We start from the raw sequence: 16676 nt of genomic DNA on the forward strand, positions 1-16676 counted from the left end.
GCTTTCAGCCTTTGGAGTTCTAGTAATTCCCCAATTTGGCAAGAAAATTATTAGGATCCAAAAGGGCAAGACGAAGATATTGGCAATATTAAACAGTTGAGCGATAACCATATTTATGAGTTTGAGATTTCAACTATTTAATATAGCAATTCTCTAGAATTTATCAATTCGGTGAGGTGCAAAGTTATTGGTTTTAGGGAACAGGGAATAGGGAACAGGGAACAGGGAATAGCGGCTCATTGCAACAGGGAAAAAATCTTGTGTACCTCATAGGTATGATAACTGCTATCAGTGTTAGCCAGAGCATTGGAGATGATGCGTTCCCATGAATCTGTGGTGTTAATCTGTTCTGGTTCATTTTCCACAGTTCGATGTTGGTTAGACCAAGAACCTTGCCATTGCTCGTCCGAAACCCGATCACTGGCGAGATTTTAATCTCAGGTTGCTCCTGGGGATAATTTTGAACAAATTCCACAAGACCTGTGGAATTTACGCTATAACTATTCAACGGTGAACGTTTAACACTTAAGAAATTAATATAAATCCGATGATTAACAATTATGACAGCTCTCTAGCCACTACACTAAAGCAACGGCGTCAAAAGCTGGCTCACCTGGTGGATTTTCCAGTAATGCTCTGGTCTGGACATCCTAGTCCTCGAAATTTCCGAGCCAATTCGTTCCCGTTTCGGGCTAGCAGTCACTTCTTGTATTTTGCTGGTTTATCCCTAACTAATGCAGTAATTGGCCTCAATGATGGCAAACTGGATTTATTCATGGATAAGCCAGCCCCTGGTAGTGCGTTGTGGCACGGAGAAACCCCTTCACCTGAGGAAATTGCTGAGATGATTGGGGCTAATCGGGTTTTTCCCCTCTGTGAATTGCGATCGCATAGCGTCGGCTTTGCCGAATCGCATTCTCAGGGAGCAGCCACCATTGCTGTTCAAAATCCCACTACTTACTCCCAACAAGGGGAAGTATTAGGTCGTGCTGTCGGACCAGCTGATGCTCCAGAAGGGATTGACTTAGATTTAGCGAAAGCCATAATATCCCTACGGTTATACCATGACGAGGGGGCATTATCGGAGTTGCGCCAAGCCGCTGAGGTTTCGATTGCTGCTCATAAAGCCGGAATGGCAGCTACTCCCAAGGCTAAACTGGAAGCGGAAGTGCGGGGAGCCATGGAAGGGGTAATTATTGCCCATAATATGACCCGTGCTTACACAAGTATTGTTACGGTTCATGGGGAAGTGCTCCACAATGGTGAGTATCACCATTCCCTGCAACCGGGAGAGTTACTGCTGGCGGATGTAGGAGCAGAAACCCCTATGGGTTGGGCAGCGGATATTACCCGTACTTGGCCGGTGACTGGAAAATTTTCCCCTACTCAGCGGGATATATATAATGTCGTCAAAGAAGCCCATGATTTCTGTATCGAGAATCTTTACCCTGGGGTGGAATATCGAGAGATTCATATGACAGCAGCAGGGGTGATGGCTGAGGGATTGATAGATTTGGGGATTCTGCGAGGAGACATCTCGGATTTGGTAGCAATGGATGCCCATGCTTTATTCTTTCCCCATGGTGTTGGTCATTTGCTGGGATTAGATGTCCATGATATGGAAGATTTAGGGGATTTGGCAGGGTATGCACCAGGACGGGAAAGAAGCGATCGCTTTGGCTTGGGCTTCTTGCGACTAGACCGACCCTTACAAGCAGGGATGTTGGTGACAATTGAACCAGGATTTTATCAAGTTCCAGGGATTTTGAATGACCCGGAGCGACGGTCAACCTACAAAGATATGGTGGATTGGGATAGATTGGCACAATTTGATGATGTGCGGGGAATTCGGATTGAAGATGATGTGTTGATTACCGACACAGGAGCAGAGGTGTTGACCGCTGGGTTACCGACTAATCTAGAGGCAGTTGAGGATTTGGTTAGGGGAGTATAAGTTTTCGGGTGTGGGTGAACGGGTTAATGGTGCTATCAGCTATCAGCGGTCAGCTATCAGCTATCAGCTATCAGCTATCAGCCAAAAGCTGAATGCTTAGATGGTGGTATTAAGTTGACAGACATGATTTTGAAAAGATCTGATCTAATCAGGTCTTTTTTAGATCTTATCTATATCATCAGTGCTCGATTATCATAACTTGAATCAATAAACAAGATCCAGGTGCGATCAATTTTTTAGCTCAAATTCACTACACTGTCTGAGATAGTGTTAACTTTGAACAATTTGCCTTGGCCTACGACAATATCTGCAAATACTTATCAGAAGCATACCCATCAGAGTTTTTTCAGTGGGTATTGGGTAAACAACCTCGGGATATTCAGGTACTTAAAAGCGATGCAGCGCGGTCTTGGGGGTTTCCCCCATGAGCGACTGCATCAAGACAGCGAATTAAGTACTGAACCAATTCAAGCTGATGCTCTAACTCTACTCCAAAGTACTAACCAAATTCTGCATCTAGAATTTCAAACCCTACCCCAATCCGAGCCACCATTACCATTTCGGATGTTAGACTATTGGGTCAGATTACAACGAAAGTACCGATGTCCCATTGAGCAGGTGGTAATTTTTCTCAAGTCTACGACCTCAGATCTGGTATTCAATAACGAGTTTAGGGATATTAATACCTGGCACCGTTATCGAGTAATTCGTCTGTGGGAACAAGACCCTCAACCACTGTTGGCCAATCGAGCTCTGTTACCCTTGGCAACTTTAGCTAAGAGCAATAACCCTAATCGATTGTTAGAGCAAGTGGTTGTGGAAGTGGATAGAAGCGATGCAGCGCGGTCTTGGGGGTTTCCCCCATGAGCGACTGCATCAAGACATTGAAGAAAAACCATTACGGGGAAATCTAGCGGCCTGTGTGGATGTGCTGGCTGGTTTACGGTTTGAGAAAGATTTAGTGCGTCGATTGTTATCCGAGGAAATTATGGAAGAATCAGTCACCTATCAAGATATTATCCAAAAGGGACGCCAGCGCGGCAAGCAGGAGGAAGCCCGATTCATTGTGATGCGTTTACTAACCCTGAGGTTAGGTTTACTTGACCCTGTGCTCCAACAGAAGATTGAGGGATTATCCATTACTCGATTGGAGGAATTGAGTGAAGCGTTGTTGGATTTTGAGACAGCAACGGATTTAGTGGTTTGGTTGGATCAGCAGCAGTAGTGCGTTCTTTATTCTTACGGTAACTTCAAGATCTGTTGCATTTTTCCAGGATTTCCGCTATAATATCTATATTGATAGCGGAAGGGTCGATGCTAACTCAAGTTAATAATCTTCGTTTAGACAGGCAACAGATTTTGGCTCTCAGGCAAATGTGTCATTTGAGCAAGAATATGTTCAACGTGGGTTTATATAACGTCCGTCAGTATTTCTTCCAGGAACGCAAACATTTGCGGTATGAGAGTAATTATTATCACTCTAAAGAGAATGAAAATTACAAGTTACTACCGACGGACATTGCCCAGCAAACCTTAAAAATTGTCGATAGATCCTTTAAATCTTTTTTTGGTTTACTGAAACTAAATAAGAGTGGAGGTTATCAAGAAAAAGTAAGACTTCCGAATTACTTACCAAAGGATGGACATTTCCTCTTGGTTATCCCAGTGAGAAAGCGCGACTGGGAGAAACTCCCGGGAAAGAACTGGTTATTTACCGTTCCTATGTCTCGTCAATTTAAAAAGGAGTACGGGGTAGTTCAGTTTACTGTCCCAGAGAGGCTAAGGTCTAAGACTGTCAAAGAGATACGCATACTTCCTAAATACAAAGCCAGGTATTTTGATGTTTGTTATTGCTACGAATATCAGCCTGAGGTAAAAGTAGAAAAAACTAGTGAAATATTGGGAATTGATTTAGGACTTGATAATTTTGCTACATGTGTTAGCACCACTCAAAAGTCATTTATTATTGACGGTAAAAAGATCAAGGCTGACAATCAGTTTTACAATAAGCGTAATGCCAAACTTCAGTCTATTAAAGACTTACAAGGCATTAAGATATTGACCAATCGACAAGCTAGGTTGCTAAGAAAGCGAAATCACAAAATCAGGGATTTCACTAACAAGGCGGCTAGATATGTCGTGAATTGGTGTAGAAGAAACAAAATCAACAAGATTGTTATCGGGTACAACCCCGACCTAAAACAAAGGGTCAACATGGGCAAGCGGAACAATCAGAAGTTCACCCAGATTCCGATTTATACGTTTAAGGACAAGCTGGAAAGCCTCTGTCAGCGGTATGGGATTGAATTAGTTGAGCAAGAAGAATCTTACACCAGTAAAGCATCTAGCCTGGACAAGGATGAATTGCCCGTATGGAATGCTGATAACCCAAAAAGTTACACATTCAGCGGTAAAAGAATAAAGCGTGGATTATACCGCACTAGTAAAGGTTGGTTGATCAACGCTGATTGTAACGGAGCACTAAATATAATCCGTAAACATACAAGTAAGCCTGATGATTTTATTGGAGGGTTTAGAGGCTGTTTGGCTCAGCCGTTAAGGGTTTTATGCTCTTAAGAATCCCCCGCTATAATCTACGATTTAGCGGTGGGAGTGTCAAGGTCCGATTACCGATAGCAGTGGCTTAGACACCTTAAAGACTTACTTAGATCAACTGGAACAATTGGCGTTAACTTGGAAAGAAAAGTCTCTGACTCAAGAACAAGTTATTGCCAACTATTCCCAAATACCTGCTGCTTATAAGAATTATAAATTTCAAGGATTATACAAGGATAATCTTGAAACAGCTTATAAGCAAATTACCGTTGAACGTTGAGGGTTTCAGGGGGAAAGTTGCTGAATTATTCCAGGATAATTGAGGATATCATAATAAGGTAAGCTATCAGCTATCAGCTATCAGCTATCAGCTATCAGCTATCAGCCTTGGCCTTTGGCAACGCTACTATTCGCCCAGCGTGCGCGTAGCGCAATCGGTGCTTTTGAATAAAATAAGCTGACTACTGACTGCTGACTGCTGACTGCTGACTGCTGACTGCTGACTGCTGACTGCTGACTGCTGACTGCTGACTACTGACTGCTGACTGCTGACTGCTGACTGCTGACTGCTGACTGCTGACTGCTGATTGCTGATTGCTGACTACTGACTGCTGACTGCTGACTGCTGACTGCTGATTGCTGACTGCTGACTGCTGACTGCTGACTGTTAACACGATAAAAAATCCTATCATGCTATCATGACTAATCAAGAAGAAGATCCATTAAAAAGCAAGCTAGAGAAAAATTTGCAAGAGTCCCAATGGCTACAGAAATTTAAACAACTGAGTCAAGGACTAAGCCAAATTAAGACAGAAATTCCTCTAACTCAACTCTGTAAACTAGAGTGGGTTACTGCTACTGATAGCTTAATCATTCACTGTCCAAATCTAGAAGTCAGGGATGGATTGTGTAAGCTTTCATCCCAGATTGCCCAAATCACTATTGGGGCAAAATGCTTTATTATTAGATATGCCGACTATGAAGATATTTCTATTAAGCCAGTGTAATTATTCCCTATCATGCTATTAGCTATCAGTTATTAGCTATCAGTTATTAGCTATCAGTTATCAGCTATCATTTATCAGCTATCAGCTATCAGCTTAAGTCTATCTTTCATATCTTTCGCAGCTACAGCGTAGCCTCCGTCTGCACCATCCACAAAATGTACTTGGCGTCCATGGCGCTCAAATACCAGACAGGTCATCAGTGCTCGGTCTGAAATATGCAGACCATACACTAACTTACCTTGTTTATAATTCTTTTCCAAATAGTCTGTTAATTGTTTTCGTTGTACTTCATTGCCAGCAATCACCATGCGCAAGATATCATCAAACTTTCTGTAATCTGTTGCTGCGATCGCATTTAGTTTATAGGCTCCCCAGTCTCCATCTGGTAATGTCACCTTTAACTTCATCAACAACCAGCCCAAGAGATTTTCCAAGCAGATTTTAGCAAAATAGAGCATCCTATGGCTCAGCTTATTCGACTGGGCGCACAGGCGAGTTTCAGGACTTAAGTTTTGATAACTAAACCCTAGATTTAAATAGTTTTCATCAACTGGATTTAAAACCTCTTCACTTCCATAAATAGTGTCAATTTTTTCAATAATTGCTCGATAAGTTAAATTAGCTAAATTTTGTTGATTAGACGTTGCTTTGACAATCAAGCTGATCGTTTCACCATATTTACTAGGAATGTCTTGCCAGCGACACTCTAAATTAGACAAATCAGCTTTAGCCTTATCAGTAGGGTTTTGGTAAAGGTAGAATTGACTCGTATTTGAATGTTTAATCAATTCAGTAGCATAAGTCAAACCATCTCCAGTAAATATAGCCTGATAATAATTGTCAGATACCTTAAGCTTCGCTAATTTAACATCATAATCATTTACTCTTACATCAGACATAGGTATTGCACCCACCCGCAATTCCATCCCAAATTCTTCCCTGGCTAGCTGACTAGTGGCTAACAACGCTTCCCGAGCAGGGGCAAACAGAGAAGGAGGAATCAACAGAGTTGCACCATCTCCCCCAAATACAAAAGGAATGTCTAAATTACCTGCTATATTTAAAACAGCGACAATGGAGCAGGCTCCTAATAGGTTAACCTCTTTGTAGCGTCCTGATTCGATAGCTTGAGTCGAACCAATAATATCGCTAATTACAACATACCAATCCCTGGGAACCGATTTAAAATTCTGAGAGTCAGTAATATCGATGAAGTTTTCTAAAAGGGGTAAATTAGCATAAAAAAAGTCTGTAGTCATGGTTTAATCTAAAGGAATAACAAACCTTTTTAGTAGGGTGATAACACCCTGAAAGGCACTTAGATAAAACCAAGCTAGCTGCTACACCCTAGCAACCGTCAACTGTCAAGGGTCAACAACAAGGGATCCTTATAAAATAAGCAAGTTAACTATTGATTTTATTAACCATTTGTGTCTGAAAACCAGAAAACCACTCGTTCCCTAGCTGGCATTGCCGGGATTGTCGCAGTAGCCACCATTATTAGTAAAGTATTTGGCTTAGTCCGCCAACAAGCCATGGCAGCAGCCTTTGGAGTTGGTCCGGTTATCAATGCCTACAGCTATGCTTACGTGATCCCCGGCTTTTTATTAATCCTCCTCGGTGGCATTAACGGACCTTTTCATAGCGCCTTAGTTAGTGTTCTCGCTAAACGAGATAAATCAGAAGCCCCACGGCTGGTGGAAACAGTAACTACCTTAGTCGCGTGCATCCTGTTACTAGTAACCATTGCTCTAGTGCTATTTGCTCCGGTCTTAATTGATGTTCTAGCACCAGGGTTTCAGGATACTCCAGAAGGGTTACAAGTTAGAGCGATCGCAATCCGGCAATTACAGATTATGGCACCCATGGCAGTGCTAGCCGGATTAATTGGCATTGGCTTTGGTACCCTCAATGCTAGCGATCAATACTGGCTACCCGCCGTCAGTCCCTTATTTTCCAGCATCACCGTCATTGTTGGCTTAGGAATATTAGCCCTACAGTTGGGCAAACAAATTAGTAATCCCGATTTTGCCATGATCGGTGGGATTGTCTTAGCTGGGGGTACCCTTGTTGGAGCAACTCTTCAATGGGTAGTGCAGCAAATCGCTCAGTGGCGCAGTGGCCTAGGTAAAATACGCCTACGATTTAACTGGGGTATCCCTGGAGTCAAAGACGTGATGCAGGTCATGGCTCCGGCCACCTTTTCCTCTGGGATGCTACATATTAATGTCTACACCGACTTATTCTTTGCCTCCTTTCTGCCCCAAGCCGATGCCGCTGCTGCTAGCTTAAACTATGCCAATCTTTTAGTAAATACGCCTCTAGGTATTATCTCCAATGTCATTCTAGTGCCCCTACTGCCGGTATTTTCCCGACTAGCCGCTCCCGAAAATTGGCCAGAACTCAAGCAACGGATTCGCCAGGGAATTCTGCTCACTGCCTTGACAATGTTACCCTTAAGTGCATTGATGGTGACCTTAGCCATGCCCATAGTGCAGGTAGTGTATCAACGTCAAGCCTTTGATGCTAATGCCTCTCGGTTAGTAGCATCAGTGCTCATGGCTTATGGGATGGGCATGTTTGTCTACTTGGCACGGGATGTGCTAGTGCGGGTATTTTATGGTTTAGGAGATGGACAGACACCCTTTCGTCTGAGTGTGATTAATATTCTTCTCAATGCTGTACTAGATTATTTTCTAATCGATACCTTTGGCACACCCGGTATTGTATTTGCCACCATTGGTGTGAATGCCTTTTCCATGGTAGTGCTGTTATGGATATTGAACCGCAGGCTAAATGGCTTACCTTGGCAAGAATGGATGTTGCCAATTCTCGGTTTAGCAGTAAGTAGTGTAATCGCTGGTGGCGCCAGTTGGGGAGTCAGTTGGGGATGTGAGCAAGTATTAGAAACCAGTATTATTTGGGTAAAGTTGCTGCAATTGAGTTTAGCTGGATTAGCAGGTTTAGGCGTGTTTGGTTTGTTAGCAACTCAGTTGAAGTTACCAGAAGTTGATATGTTTGTAGCTCGTGTGCGGCAGAAGCTGGGTCGTTGACAGTATTTAATCCTGTTAAGGTATTCAACCTTCTAACCTTCAACCTTCTAACCTTCAACCTTCTAACCTTCAACCTTCTAACCTTCAACCTTCTAACCTTCAACCTTCTAACCTTCAACCTTCTAACCTTCAACCTTCAACCTTAAACCTTGAACCCACTTTCTCCTATCCACTGCAAATGCTGGGATAATAACTGATCTAAATCATAACCTTGTTGAATGGTTTCCCTTGCCTTAGCGCGAATACCAGCCATCTGTTCTGGATGGTCGAGAGCTTCCTCAACCCGATCGGCGATTTCCTCTGGCGAGAAAAAGTCTACTAACAAACCATTAATCCCATCTTCAATCACCTCTGTCACTGGGGGAGTATCAGACGCTACTACCAAACAACCTGTAGAAAGGGATTCCAGCATCGACCAAGACAGAACAAAAGGACGGGTGAGATAAATATGAACAGAGGAAGCTTGAAGGACTTGTAAGTATTCTGAGTAAGGAAGTAAACCAGTAAAGTGGACTCTGTCTAGGTCAAGAGGGACTTTTTCTAACATCAAGTCTTTGTAAGTTTTGCCATCGGGTAGGGTTTTACCATAAGCCACCCGATTTTCCCCGACAATCACAGCATGACACTTAGGACGTCGCTGCTGAAGGATGCCGATTGCTTCGATCAATTGGGGAAAACCTCGATAAGGTTCCATGCCCCGTGCCACATAGGTGACTAGTTCTTCCACCTCAGACAAGTCTAAGTTTATCCGTTTTAGTACTAACTTTGCCCCTGGGTTGGGTTTAAAGAACTCGGTGTCCACCCCATCATGACGCACGGTAATTCTGTTGTGGAAGTCCGCTGGAAATTGCTGGCGCTGCCAGTAGGTGGGAGACAATCCGCGATCGCAACTAGCTAGGTCTAACAAAATCGGGGCATTTTTCATCCGAATCCGGGCTTCATCGTCAGCGTTTAGGGGCTCAGATGGATCAAAATCAGCATCTGTGCCATGGGCATGATAAAACCACTCGAAGTAGCACAGTAATCTGGCTTGGGGGAAAGCGTCTTTGATAAATAACGTTGGGCCCCAACCCGAGTGACCATAGACCACATCAGGAACAAATCCCTTAGCCTTAAGCTGATTGGCTAAGCGATAGACGGCTTGACCCTGAAGTACTGCATTTTCTAAGGGTCTAACATAGTGGTGAGTTTCTGGACGTGCTTCCCTAGAGAGATTGTAAAGAGCTTTGAGCACTCCAGGCAGTTGCCCTTCCTTGCGCCTGGTCCCAAAGACAACCTGGTTGCGGTTATCTTTAGCTAAAGCAGTTGCTATGTGGCGAAACTGGGCAGGGAAATTGGGATGTAGGAATAGAATACGCATTGAGAATAGCAAAGGGCAAATTGTATGTGGCAAATGGTGAATCGATTTTTTCTTAATTAACCATTAACCATTAACAATTTGCCATTGATCTACTGATCTACTAGCTGTTTTGTGGTTCTGGAATCGTAATATCTAACACAGTGACGTCCTGGGAAAGGCTAGTCAGGGCTGGTTTGATTTGGGAAGCATTGCCCACAACTACAGTCACAATCTGCTCAGGTTTGAGATACTTTTCCGCCACCCGCTGTACATCCTCAATCGTAGTAGCTGTGACTGCCTTTTGATAACGGAATATGAAATCCTCTGGGTAGCCGTAGTATTCATAGCGCATCAGCCGAGATAAGGTTTGCTCTGGCTTCTGGAAATTAAACACAAAGGAGTTGAGAACGCTTTCTTTTGCCTTAGCCAATTCTTCTGAGGTAATCGGACTAGTGCGCAGTTTCTGGATTTCATCTAGAACGGATTTAATAAAGGGTACGGTGGTTTCAGAGCGAGTTTGTCCCCCAGCAATAAATAAACCCGGATAGTCATAGCGAACACTCCAAACCCCGTAGACCGAGTAAGCTAGACCTTGACGCGATCGCACTTCGTTAAATAGTCTGCCTCCAAATCCATTCATCACCTCATTTAACACAGAAAGGGCGGCGTAGTCAGGGCTATTGAGTTTGCCCCCGATATGTCCCATTTGAATATTACTTTGGGTCAGTTGAGGTTGATCCACAAAAAATATACCCCCTAACTGAGCCTGGGATGCGTCTGGCACTTCTGGCTGTGTTGGGGCAGAGGCAGATTCCCAGCTACCAAATTTCTGATCAATTAGCGATCGCATTTTTTCGGAGTCAAAATCCCCCACAATACCCAGTATCATATTTTCTGGATACACATACCTCTGTGAGAAAGTGATTAAATCATTACGAGAGATATTGTCTAGATGCTCATACTCTATCGTGCGGGCATAGGGGCTAGTGTCACCGTAGATCAGTTTCCTAAATTCACGAGAAGCAATATCACCGGGATCATCATTGCGCCGGGCAATTTGTCCTGCTAGTTGCTGTTTAGCTAGGGCGAGCTTAGCTTGAGCAAAGGCGGGCTTTTGAATAACTTCAGCAAACAAATCAAAGACCAAGTCCAAATCTTCGCTCAAAGCACTAAAACTCGCCCTGCCAGAACTAGTGTCAATACTAGTTTCCACCGAAGCTGCCTTTTCTTCTAAGAGCACATTTAACTCATTGCCTGAGTGTTCAGTGGTACCACCAGTACGCATCACTTCCCCAGCCATAGTCGCTAAGCCAATTTTGTCAGCAGGCTCAAGGCGATCGCCGGTGCGAATCATTGCTGTACCACTTACCAAAGGCAGTTGATGGTCTTCCATCAGATAGACCACCATCCCATTCTCTAACTGATAGCGAGTGTAGTCCGGTAGCTGAATTGGTGGTAACGGGTCAAAGTCTAATTCATCGTAATGGCGTGGGGTATCAGCTATTGCTGGTAGACGAGACACAAGCACTACCACTAGCATTGTCACCACTAGTAGCCCGATCCATTTCAGGTATTTGGGATTTTGGCTTTTCGATTTTAGATTGGTCATTGGTCATTTGTCATGGGTAATTGGATCAATAGTTGAAGGTTAGAAGGTTGAAGGTTGAAAGTTACCAGGTTGAAAGCGATCGCGTGGCCTTTTGGCCAAGGTTAACCAGTTGAAGGTTGAAGGTTAACCAGTTGAAGGTTGAAGGTTAACCAGTTGAAGGTTGAAGGTTAACCAGTTGAAGGTTGAAGGTTAATCAGTTGAAGGTTGAAGGTTAATCAGTTGAAGGTTGAAGGTTAACCAGTTGAAGGTTAACCGGTTGAAGGTTGAAAGTTACCAGGTTGAAGGTTAACCGGTTGAAGGTTGCCGATGAGAACCTTTACCCTTCAACCAAACCACCTAGCCTACATCAGACCCCTGGGCATGAACAACAAAACAACATTCAACCTTCAACCTTCAACCTTTAACCTTTAACCTCTTAACCTTCAACCTCCTAACTTTCAACCTTCAACTGATATCAACCTTGGCCAAAAGGCCACGCTACGCGAACAACCTCCTAACTTTCAACCTTCAACTGATATCAACCTTAAACCGTTCAGCTACTGACTTGGTAAAATCCGTCCAATCGTACGGTTTTCTGGTCTAAAGGTTGCCTGAGCCACCCGTTTAATGTCTGCTGCACTCACTGCCTCTATATCTTCTATTTCCTTAAACAAGTTACGCCAATCACCCGTTTTGACCTCATAGGTTGCCAAATTTCTGGCCATACCCATATTGGAATCAAGCGATCGCAATAGGCTAGCCCTTGCCTGAGTTTTTACCCGTTCCAATTCTTGGGGTGAAACTAGTTCAGTTTTGAGCTTTTCAATGTCTTCTGCCAATGCACTTGCCACCTCTTCTACCGTGTGTCCTGGTGCAGTTAGGGCATAGAACAACATTAAATTAGGATATTTATCACCAGGAAAGCCACTAAACCCTGCCGCCGAGAGGGCTACTTGTTTCCCTTCTACCAGAGACTTATATAGGCGAGAGGTGCGACCATCACTGAGCAAATTGCCCATAATTTCATAAACCACATGGTCAGGATGGGTAATCCCTGGTCGATGGTATCCTTCCAAGTACCAGGGTTGGGAGGGTAATTTCAAGGTAACTTCCTTGGTTTCGGACTGTGGTGGTTCTACTGTAGTGACTTTAGGAATTTCCCTTTGATGGTTGTAGCGTCCAAAGTAGACTTTAGCTAGCCGTTTCACCTGCTTTGGATCCACATCTCCCGCAATAGCTACAGTTAAGTTATTCGGACTATAGTAAGTGTCAAAAAACTCCTGGACATCTTGGCGAGTAAGATTGCGAATGTCTTTGTTGTAGCCAATCACCGGACGCCGATAAGGGTGCTTGGTATAGGCAGTATCCAAGAACGCTTCAATCATTTGACCGATCGGAGAGTTATCAGTGCGCAGACGACGTTCTTCCAGGATTACCTCTTGTTCCTTATAAAATTCGCGAAATACCGGCTCAAGGAAGCGTTCCGACTCTAAGGACATCCACAGCTCTAATTTGTTTGATGGCAAGCTGTAGAAGTACACCGTATAATCCGTAGACGTTGCCGCATTCAAGCCCACGCCTCCTGATTGCTCAATAATCTGACCCAACTCGTTTTGCTTGACATACTTAGCTGCCTCAGCTTCGACTTGGGCAAACTCTTCTTTTAACTTAGCCACCTCTGCCTCATTGCCAGTGGCTTGATACTCTTTAATTTTTTTCTTCAACTCGTCCAACTTGTCCAGCAGAATTTTTTCTGCCTCATAGTTGGTAGTACCAATCCGGGTGGTACCTTTAAACGCTAAATGTTCTAAGAAGTGAGCCACACCGGTTTTGCCATCCGGTTCATCCACACCGCCTACATCGGCATAGGTAAGAAGAGAAACTACTGGTGCTTCGTGGTTTTCTAGGACAATGAACTTCATGCCATTATCCAGGGTAAACTCAGTTACCCGTTGGATCACCCGGTCTAGATAGGGTTGGATTGAGGTTGAGGGTGATGCTGGGGTTTCAGTACGGGCTAATGCAATAGTCGAGAATGTTCCCCAGATTAGGATTGCCGCCCCCAGATAAGGTATAATCGATAGGGACTTGATAGATCCTGTCTTGAATAAGCACCGAAGTGGTCTTAAGTGATCTGCAAAATGCTGGAGAAACACGACCAATCCATTCTGTTTAGTCATACAAGGGTGGCAGTAACGAACTTACAGAAACCTCCTACAACGCCCACCGCTTTTAAGGGGGGGATGTAGTGGGACCGCCTTTAAGGGGCGTGAGGTTAACAACTAATAAGCTAGCGTCTCTTCATCAAGTGTGTCACAATCAAGGCATGATCACCATCACCTACTACTAAAAGCTCAAGCCAACTCCGTCTCAAATTTGGCAATTATGGGGTGAAGTGTTGGACAATAGCGCTACAAGTTTCATTTTGACACCCATGGGAATAATAAATCAGCCAACTCAGTCAGAGACAGAGACCAGGCAACGTATCCTGACAGCAGCACGACGTTTGTTTGCCAGTCGAGGTTATAACGGGACAACTACCAGGGAGTTAGCCAGTACTGCTGGGGTCGCTGAAGGTACCCTATTTCGTCATTTTGAAAACAAAAAGGCCATCCTGATTGAAGTCGCCACCCAGGGTTGGATAGACATTCTCACCGATTTGCTCACGGAACTCAGTGAAATGGGCAGCTATAAAGCAGTAGCACAGATGATGCGGCGGCGAATGATGCGTATGGGTGAGAATGCAGATCTGATGCGAGTATGCTTTATGGAAGCCCAATTCCACCCAGAATTGCGCGATCGCATTCAGTCAGAAGTGATTATTAAAATGACCGATGTGGCTGAAGCCTTTTTTGAAACCGCCATTGAGCGAGGCATTTATCGACCTATGAACCCCAAGATTTTGGCTCAGGTGTTCTTGGGCATGTTTGCCGTTGCTGGTTTCAGCCACAATACCATCCTCGATTCAGATGCCTCCCCCAAAGAGATTCAAGAAATGGCAGAAGGCATTGCTGATATTTTCCTCAATGGAGTTTTGGTTAAAGAATAGAGCAGGAATGCCTGAAAATGGCAAATTGAAAATGCCAATTAACAATTAACAATCAACAAATTACCAATTACCAACTAAATCTCGTGCTTGTTTAGTCCATCGTGCCACCTGATCAACACCAGGACAAAGGTCTCGGCGCTTCATGGTTGCTACCTGTAGGCGTAAAATATTTTGGTGCAAGCGGTGAGGGGGAGTCTGAGCTAGTTGGGTTAAAGAGCATATTCCTGCATGTAATACTAGTCCACAATATTGGCAGCCAATGCTAGGGATACGGGCTAAATCTGCTAGGGCTACCCATTTATTGACGTACTGAGTCTTTACCTTTAACTGGTTAGCTAGCGCTTGTTTAGCTTGGCCAGTGCTTGCTTTTTGGAGCAATTCCCTAGTGGTGGTAATGCCCAATTCTTTGAGTTTTGATTGATCTTGAATACTTAATCCGGGCAACTGCTCAATTGACCAGTCACTGACTTGGGTAGTTCTCGGAAGTTTGGATTTAGTAGACATCTAGACTACCGGGAAATGATGCTTCTAGATTAATCCAGCCTAGAGCGAACCGCAACAGGGTAATCATACCTTATGGCAGTTCTCTGTTGGGTGAGATACATCGCCCTTGGGGTTGGGAGTAGGGAAAGGGGAGAGAGAGTGTGGGAAGTGTGGGAAGTGTGGGAAGTGTGGGAAGATGGGGAAATGGGGAGATGGGGAGTCAGATCAGCAACTGGAGTGGAAACCACGCTCAACCTTCAACAAACCACCATAGATCAGTATCCGGATCTCGGTTCGGTGGAAATGAATACTGGCTTAGTGTCAAAACCGGCCAGATTACATTTGTGCTTCCAAGAAACTGATGCAACATATATGGACTTCTGTCGATAAGCTTGGTAAAGCTTTACTAGGGCATATGTGGAGAAGTGTATACCTGAGCCTTCAGGATGCGATCGCTCTGCTTGTAATCCTCTATATTCCTAGTTTAATCGGGCAGTTAATTCTCTCCAACAGCTTCTTAGATTTTAGTGTTTGTCTAGATAGTACCATTGGTGTCCAATTTTATGCCAGCTTAATCATCGGTGCCGCTAATTTTTTGCTCTGGATCCTAATTGCGGGTCGCATAATTGGTCGTTTGTGGGCACATTTCAATAATTTCTAATCTAGAATAACCTTTAATTATAACAGTTTTAAATCGGTTAAGGTGCGCGCCTCCAAGGCCGGGTTCCCCGGCCTTGGGTCGCACCTGAGGTATGTTCCTTGTTGGTTTTAGAATGAAGTTAAGCCGTAACAAACTTACTTTAGAGCAGGAAGCCAAAGCTGGATTGAATTCCCTACTCCAGCAAACCGCTCAAATTGGTAGTTTTTTTTTCGTCTTGCTGTTACTCAGTCTTGGTAATCCTTCAGGATTAGTCGTCAGTTTGAGTTTTTTTTGGGGAATTGCATTTGTGGCTTGGCAAGAAAAGCAGCGACTGACTGGGAACGGCAAAAGGCAAAAGGCAAAAGGCAAAAGATAATAGGGAAAGGAAATTTCTTGACCTGAGCTCAACCTAAGGGACTTGCGTGTAAAAAAAATACCAATTCAAGTAGGGTGGGCAAAGTAATATTATATAGTATAATCAAAATAAACAAACTGTTTTGCCCACCCTACAAGCTAAAAACTGACTGGGAACGGCAAAAGGCTTGCGTGTAAAAAAAATACCAATTCAAGTAGGGTGGGCAAAGTAATATTATATAGTATAATCAAAATAAACAAACTGTTTTGCCCACCCTACTGGGAACTGACTGGGAACGGCAAAAGGCAAAAGGCAAAAGGCAAAAGATAATAGGGAAAGGAAATTTCTTGACCTGAGCTCAACCTAAGGGACTTGCGTGTAAAAAAAATACCAATTCAAGTAGGGTGGGCAAAGTAATATTATATAGTATAATCAAAATAAACAAACTGTTTTGCCCACCCTACAAGCTAAAAACTGACTGGGAACGGCAAAAGGCTTGCGTGTAAAAAAAATACCAATTCAAGTAGGGTGGGCAAAGTAATATTATATAGTATAATCAAAATAAACAAACTGTTTTGCCCACCCTACAAGCTAAAAACTGGTATTTTATTTTTTGGCTACTCCCTAACCATTTTTGAATTCAAAAGGCAAA

General features: G+C 43.7%; 17 protein-coding genes and 2 pseudogenes. 11 read left to right on the forward strand and 8 right to left on the reverse strand.

The genetic code is table 11. The features are described 5' to 3' along the window. Positions 1–18 precede the first annotated feature (18 nt). Positions 19–111 (reverse strand): annotated as a pseudogene (locus F6K63_RS37705) (abscisic acid-deficient protein Aba4 family protein); the annotation flags it as partial. Between the two features lie 125 nt (positions 112–236). Then, positions 237–365 (reverse strand): hypothetical protein, encoded by a 129-nt coding sequence (locus F6K63_RS08215; protein WP_287311598.1) that lies wholly within the window; start codon positions 363–365, stop codon positions 237–239. A 182-nt stretch (positions 366–547) separates the two neighbouring features. Between F6K63_RS08215 and F6K63_RS08220 the strand changes: the two genes are divergently transcribed. The 4 genes and pseudogenes from F6K63_RS08220 to F6K63_RS08235 all read left to right on the forward strand — a co-directional run bounded on the left by F6K63_RS08220 (position 548) and on the right by F6K63_RS08235 (position 4790). Beyond that, on the forward strand, positions 548–1954 hold the full coding sequence (locus F6K63_RS08220) for an aminopeptidase P family protein (protein WP_287311600.1): 1407 nt from the start codon (positions 548–550) through the stop codon (positions 1952–1954). Between the two features lie 290 nt (positions 1955–2244). After that, a pseudogene (locus tag F6K63_RS08225) lies at positions 2245–3179 on the forward strand (Rpn family recombination-promoting nuclease/putative transposase). A gap of 89 nt (positions 3180–3268) precedes the next feature. Next, positions 3269–4531 (forward strand): RNA-guided endonuclease InsQ/TnpB family protein, encoded by a 1263-nt coding sequence (locus F6K63_RS08230; RefSeq protein WP_287249442.1) that lies wholly within the window; start codon positions 3269–3271, stop codon positions 4529–4531. 106 nt (positions 4532–4637) lie between these two features. Continuing rightward, positions 4638–4790, forward strand: coding sequence for a hypothetical protein (locus tag F6K63_RS08235; protein WP_158026592.1), 153 nt, complete (start codon positions 4638–4640; stop codon positions 4788–4790). A gap of 181 nt (positions 4791–4971) precedes the next feature. Here the strand turns inward: F6K63_RS08235 and F6K63_RS08240 are convergent, their stop codons facing one another. After that, positions 4972–5184: a hypothetical protein gene (locus tag F6K63_RS08240; protein WP_287311602.1), complete on the reverse strand. Its 213-nt coding sequence runs from the start codon at positions 5182–5184 to the stop codon at positions 4972–4974. Between the two features lie 24 nt (positions 5185–5208). Between F6K63_RS08240 and F6K63_RS08245 the strand changes: the two genes are divergently transcribed. Continuing rightward, positions 5209–5517 carry a hypothetical protein gene (locus F6K63_RS08245; RefSeq protein WP_008180600.1) on the forward strand — a complete coding sequence of 103 codons (309 nt, stop codon included), beginning with the start codon at positions 5209–5211 and terminating at the stop codon, positions 5515–5517. A gap of 74 nt (positions 5518–5591) precedes the next feature. Here F6K63_RS08245 and F6K63_RS08250 read toward each other — a convergent pair whose 3' ends face one another. Next, positions 5592–6776 (reverse strand): DUF3095 domain-containing protein, encoded by a 1185-nt coding sequence (locus F6K63_RS08250; protein ID WP_287311605.1) that lies wholly within the window; start codon positions 6774–6776, stop codon positions 5592–5594. A gap of 171 nt (positions 6777–6947) precedes the next feature. On the opposite strand from F6K63_RS08250, the gene murJ reads away from it, so the two are divergent. After that, a complete protein-coding gene (gene murJ, locus F6K63_RS08255) occupies positions 6948–8570 on the forward strand; it encodes a murein biosynthesis integral membrane protein MurJ (RefSeq protein WP_287311607.1) in 1623 nt (540 codons plus the stop codon). After that, positions 8567–8716, forward strand: a complete 150-nt coding sequence (locus tag F6K63_RS08260; protein ID WP_287311609.1) for a hypothetical protein — start codon at positions 8567–8569, stop codon at positions 8714–8716. The genes murJ and F6K63_RS08260 overlap by 4 nt, the downstream gene beginning before the upstream one ends. Here F6K63_RS08260 and F6K63_RS08265 read toward each other — a convergent pair. The 3 genes from F6K63_RS08265 to F6K63_RS08275 all read right to left on the reverse strand — a co-directional run bounded on the left by F6K63_RS08265 (position 8713) and on the right by F6K63_RS08275 (position 13677). Next, a complete protein-coding gene (locus tag F6K63_RS08265) occupies positions 8713–9930 on the reverse strand; it encodes a glycosyltransferase family 4 protein (RefSeq protein WP_287311612.1) in 1218 nt (405 codons plus the stop codon). The genes F6K63_RS08260 and F6K63_RS08265 overlap by 4 nt on opposite strands. Positions 9931–10030: 100 nt before the next feature. After that, entirely contained in the window at positions 10031–11518 is a 1488-nt protein-coding gene (locus F6K63_RS08270; RefSeq protein WP_287311614.1) for a M16 family metallopeptidase, read from the reverse strand. Between the two features lie 536 nt (positions 11519–12054). Continuing rightward, positions 12055–13677, reverse strand: coding sequence for a M16 family metallopeptidase (locus tag F6K63_RS08275; RefSeq protein ID WP_287311616.1), 1623 nt, complete (start codon positions 13675–13677; stop codon positions 12055–12057). 254 nt (positions 13678–13931) lie between these two features. On the opposite strand from F6K63_RS08275, the gene F6K63_RS08280 reads away from it, so the two are divergent. After that, positions 13932–14546 carry a TetR/AcrR family transcriptional regulator gene (locus tag F6K63_RS08280; protein ID WP_071107930.1) on the forward strand — a complete coding sequence of 205 codons (615 nt, stop codon included), beginning with the start codon at positions 13932–13934 and terminating at the stop codon, positions 14544–14546. Positions 14547–14606: 60 nt separating this feature from the next. On the opposite strand, the gene F6K63_RS08285 is transcribed toward F6K63_RS08280, so the two are convergent. Then, positions 14607–15050 carry a DUF4332 domain-containing protein gene (locus F6K63_RS08285; protein WP_071105501.1) on the reverse strand — a complete coding sequence of 148 codons (444 nt, stop codon included), beginning with the start codon at positions 15048–15050 and terminating at the stop codon, positions 14607–14609. A gap of 72 nt (positions 15051–15122) precedes the next feature. Between F6K63_RS08285 and F6K63_RS08290 the strand changes: the two genes are divergently transcribed. From F6K63_RS08290 to F6K63_RS08300, 3 genes are all read left to right on the forward strand, one after another. Continuing rightward, the gene (locus F6K63_RS08290) at positions 15123–15419 is read left to right on the forward strand and encodes a hypothetical protein (RefSeq protein ID WP_071105502.1); all 297 of its coding nucleotides are present in this window, start codon (positions 15123–15125) and stop codon (positions 15417–15419) included. Further along, positions 15391–15690, forward strand: coding sequence for a hypothetical protein (locus tag F6K63_RS08295; RefSeq protein ID WP_044492383.1), 300 nt, complete (start codon positions 15391–15393; stop codon positions 15688–15690). The genes F6K63_RS08290 and F6K63_RS08295 overlap by 29 nt, the downstream gene beginning before the upstream one ends. A gap of 112 nt (positions 15691–15802) precedes the next feature. Next, positions 15803–16045, forward strand: a complete 243-nt coding sequence (locus F6K63_RS08300; RefSeq protein WP_008180619.1) for a hypothetical protein — start codon at positions 15803–15805, stop codon at positions 16043–16045. Positions 16046–16676: the final 631 nt, after the last annotated feature.

It is taken from the genome of Moorena sp. SIO1G6, assembly GCF_010672795.1.
Lineage (GTDB): Bacteria > Cyanobacteriota > Cyanobacteriia > Cyanobacteriales > Coleofasciculaceae > Moorena > Moorena producens.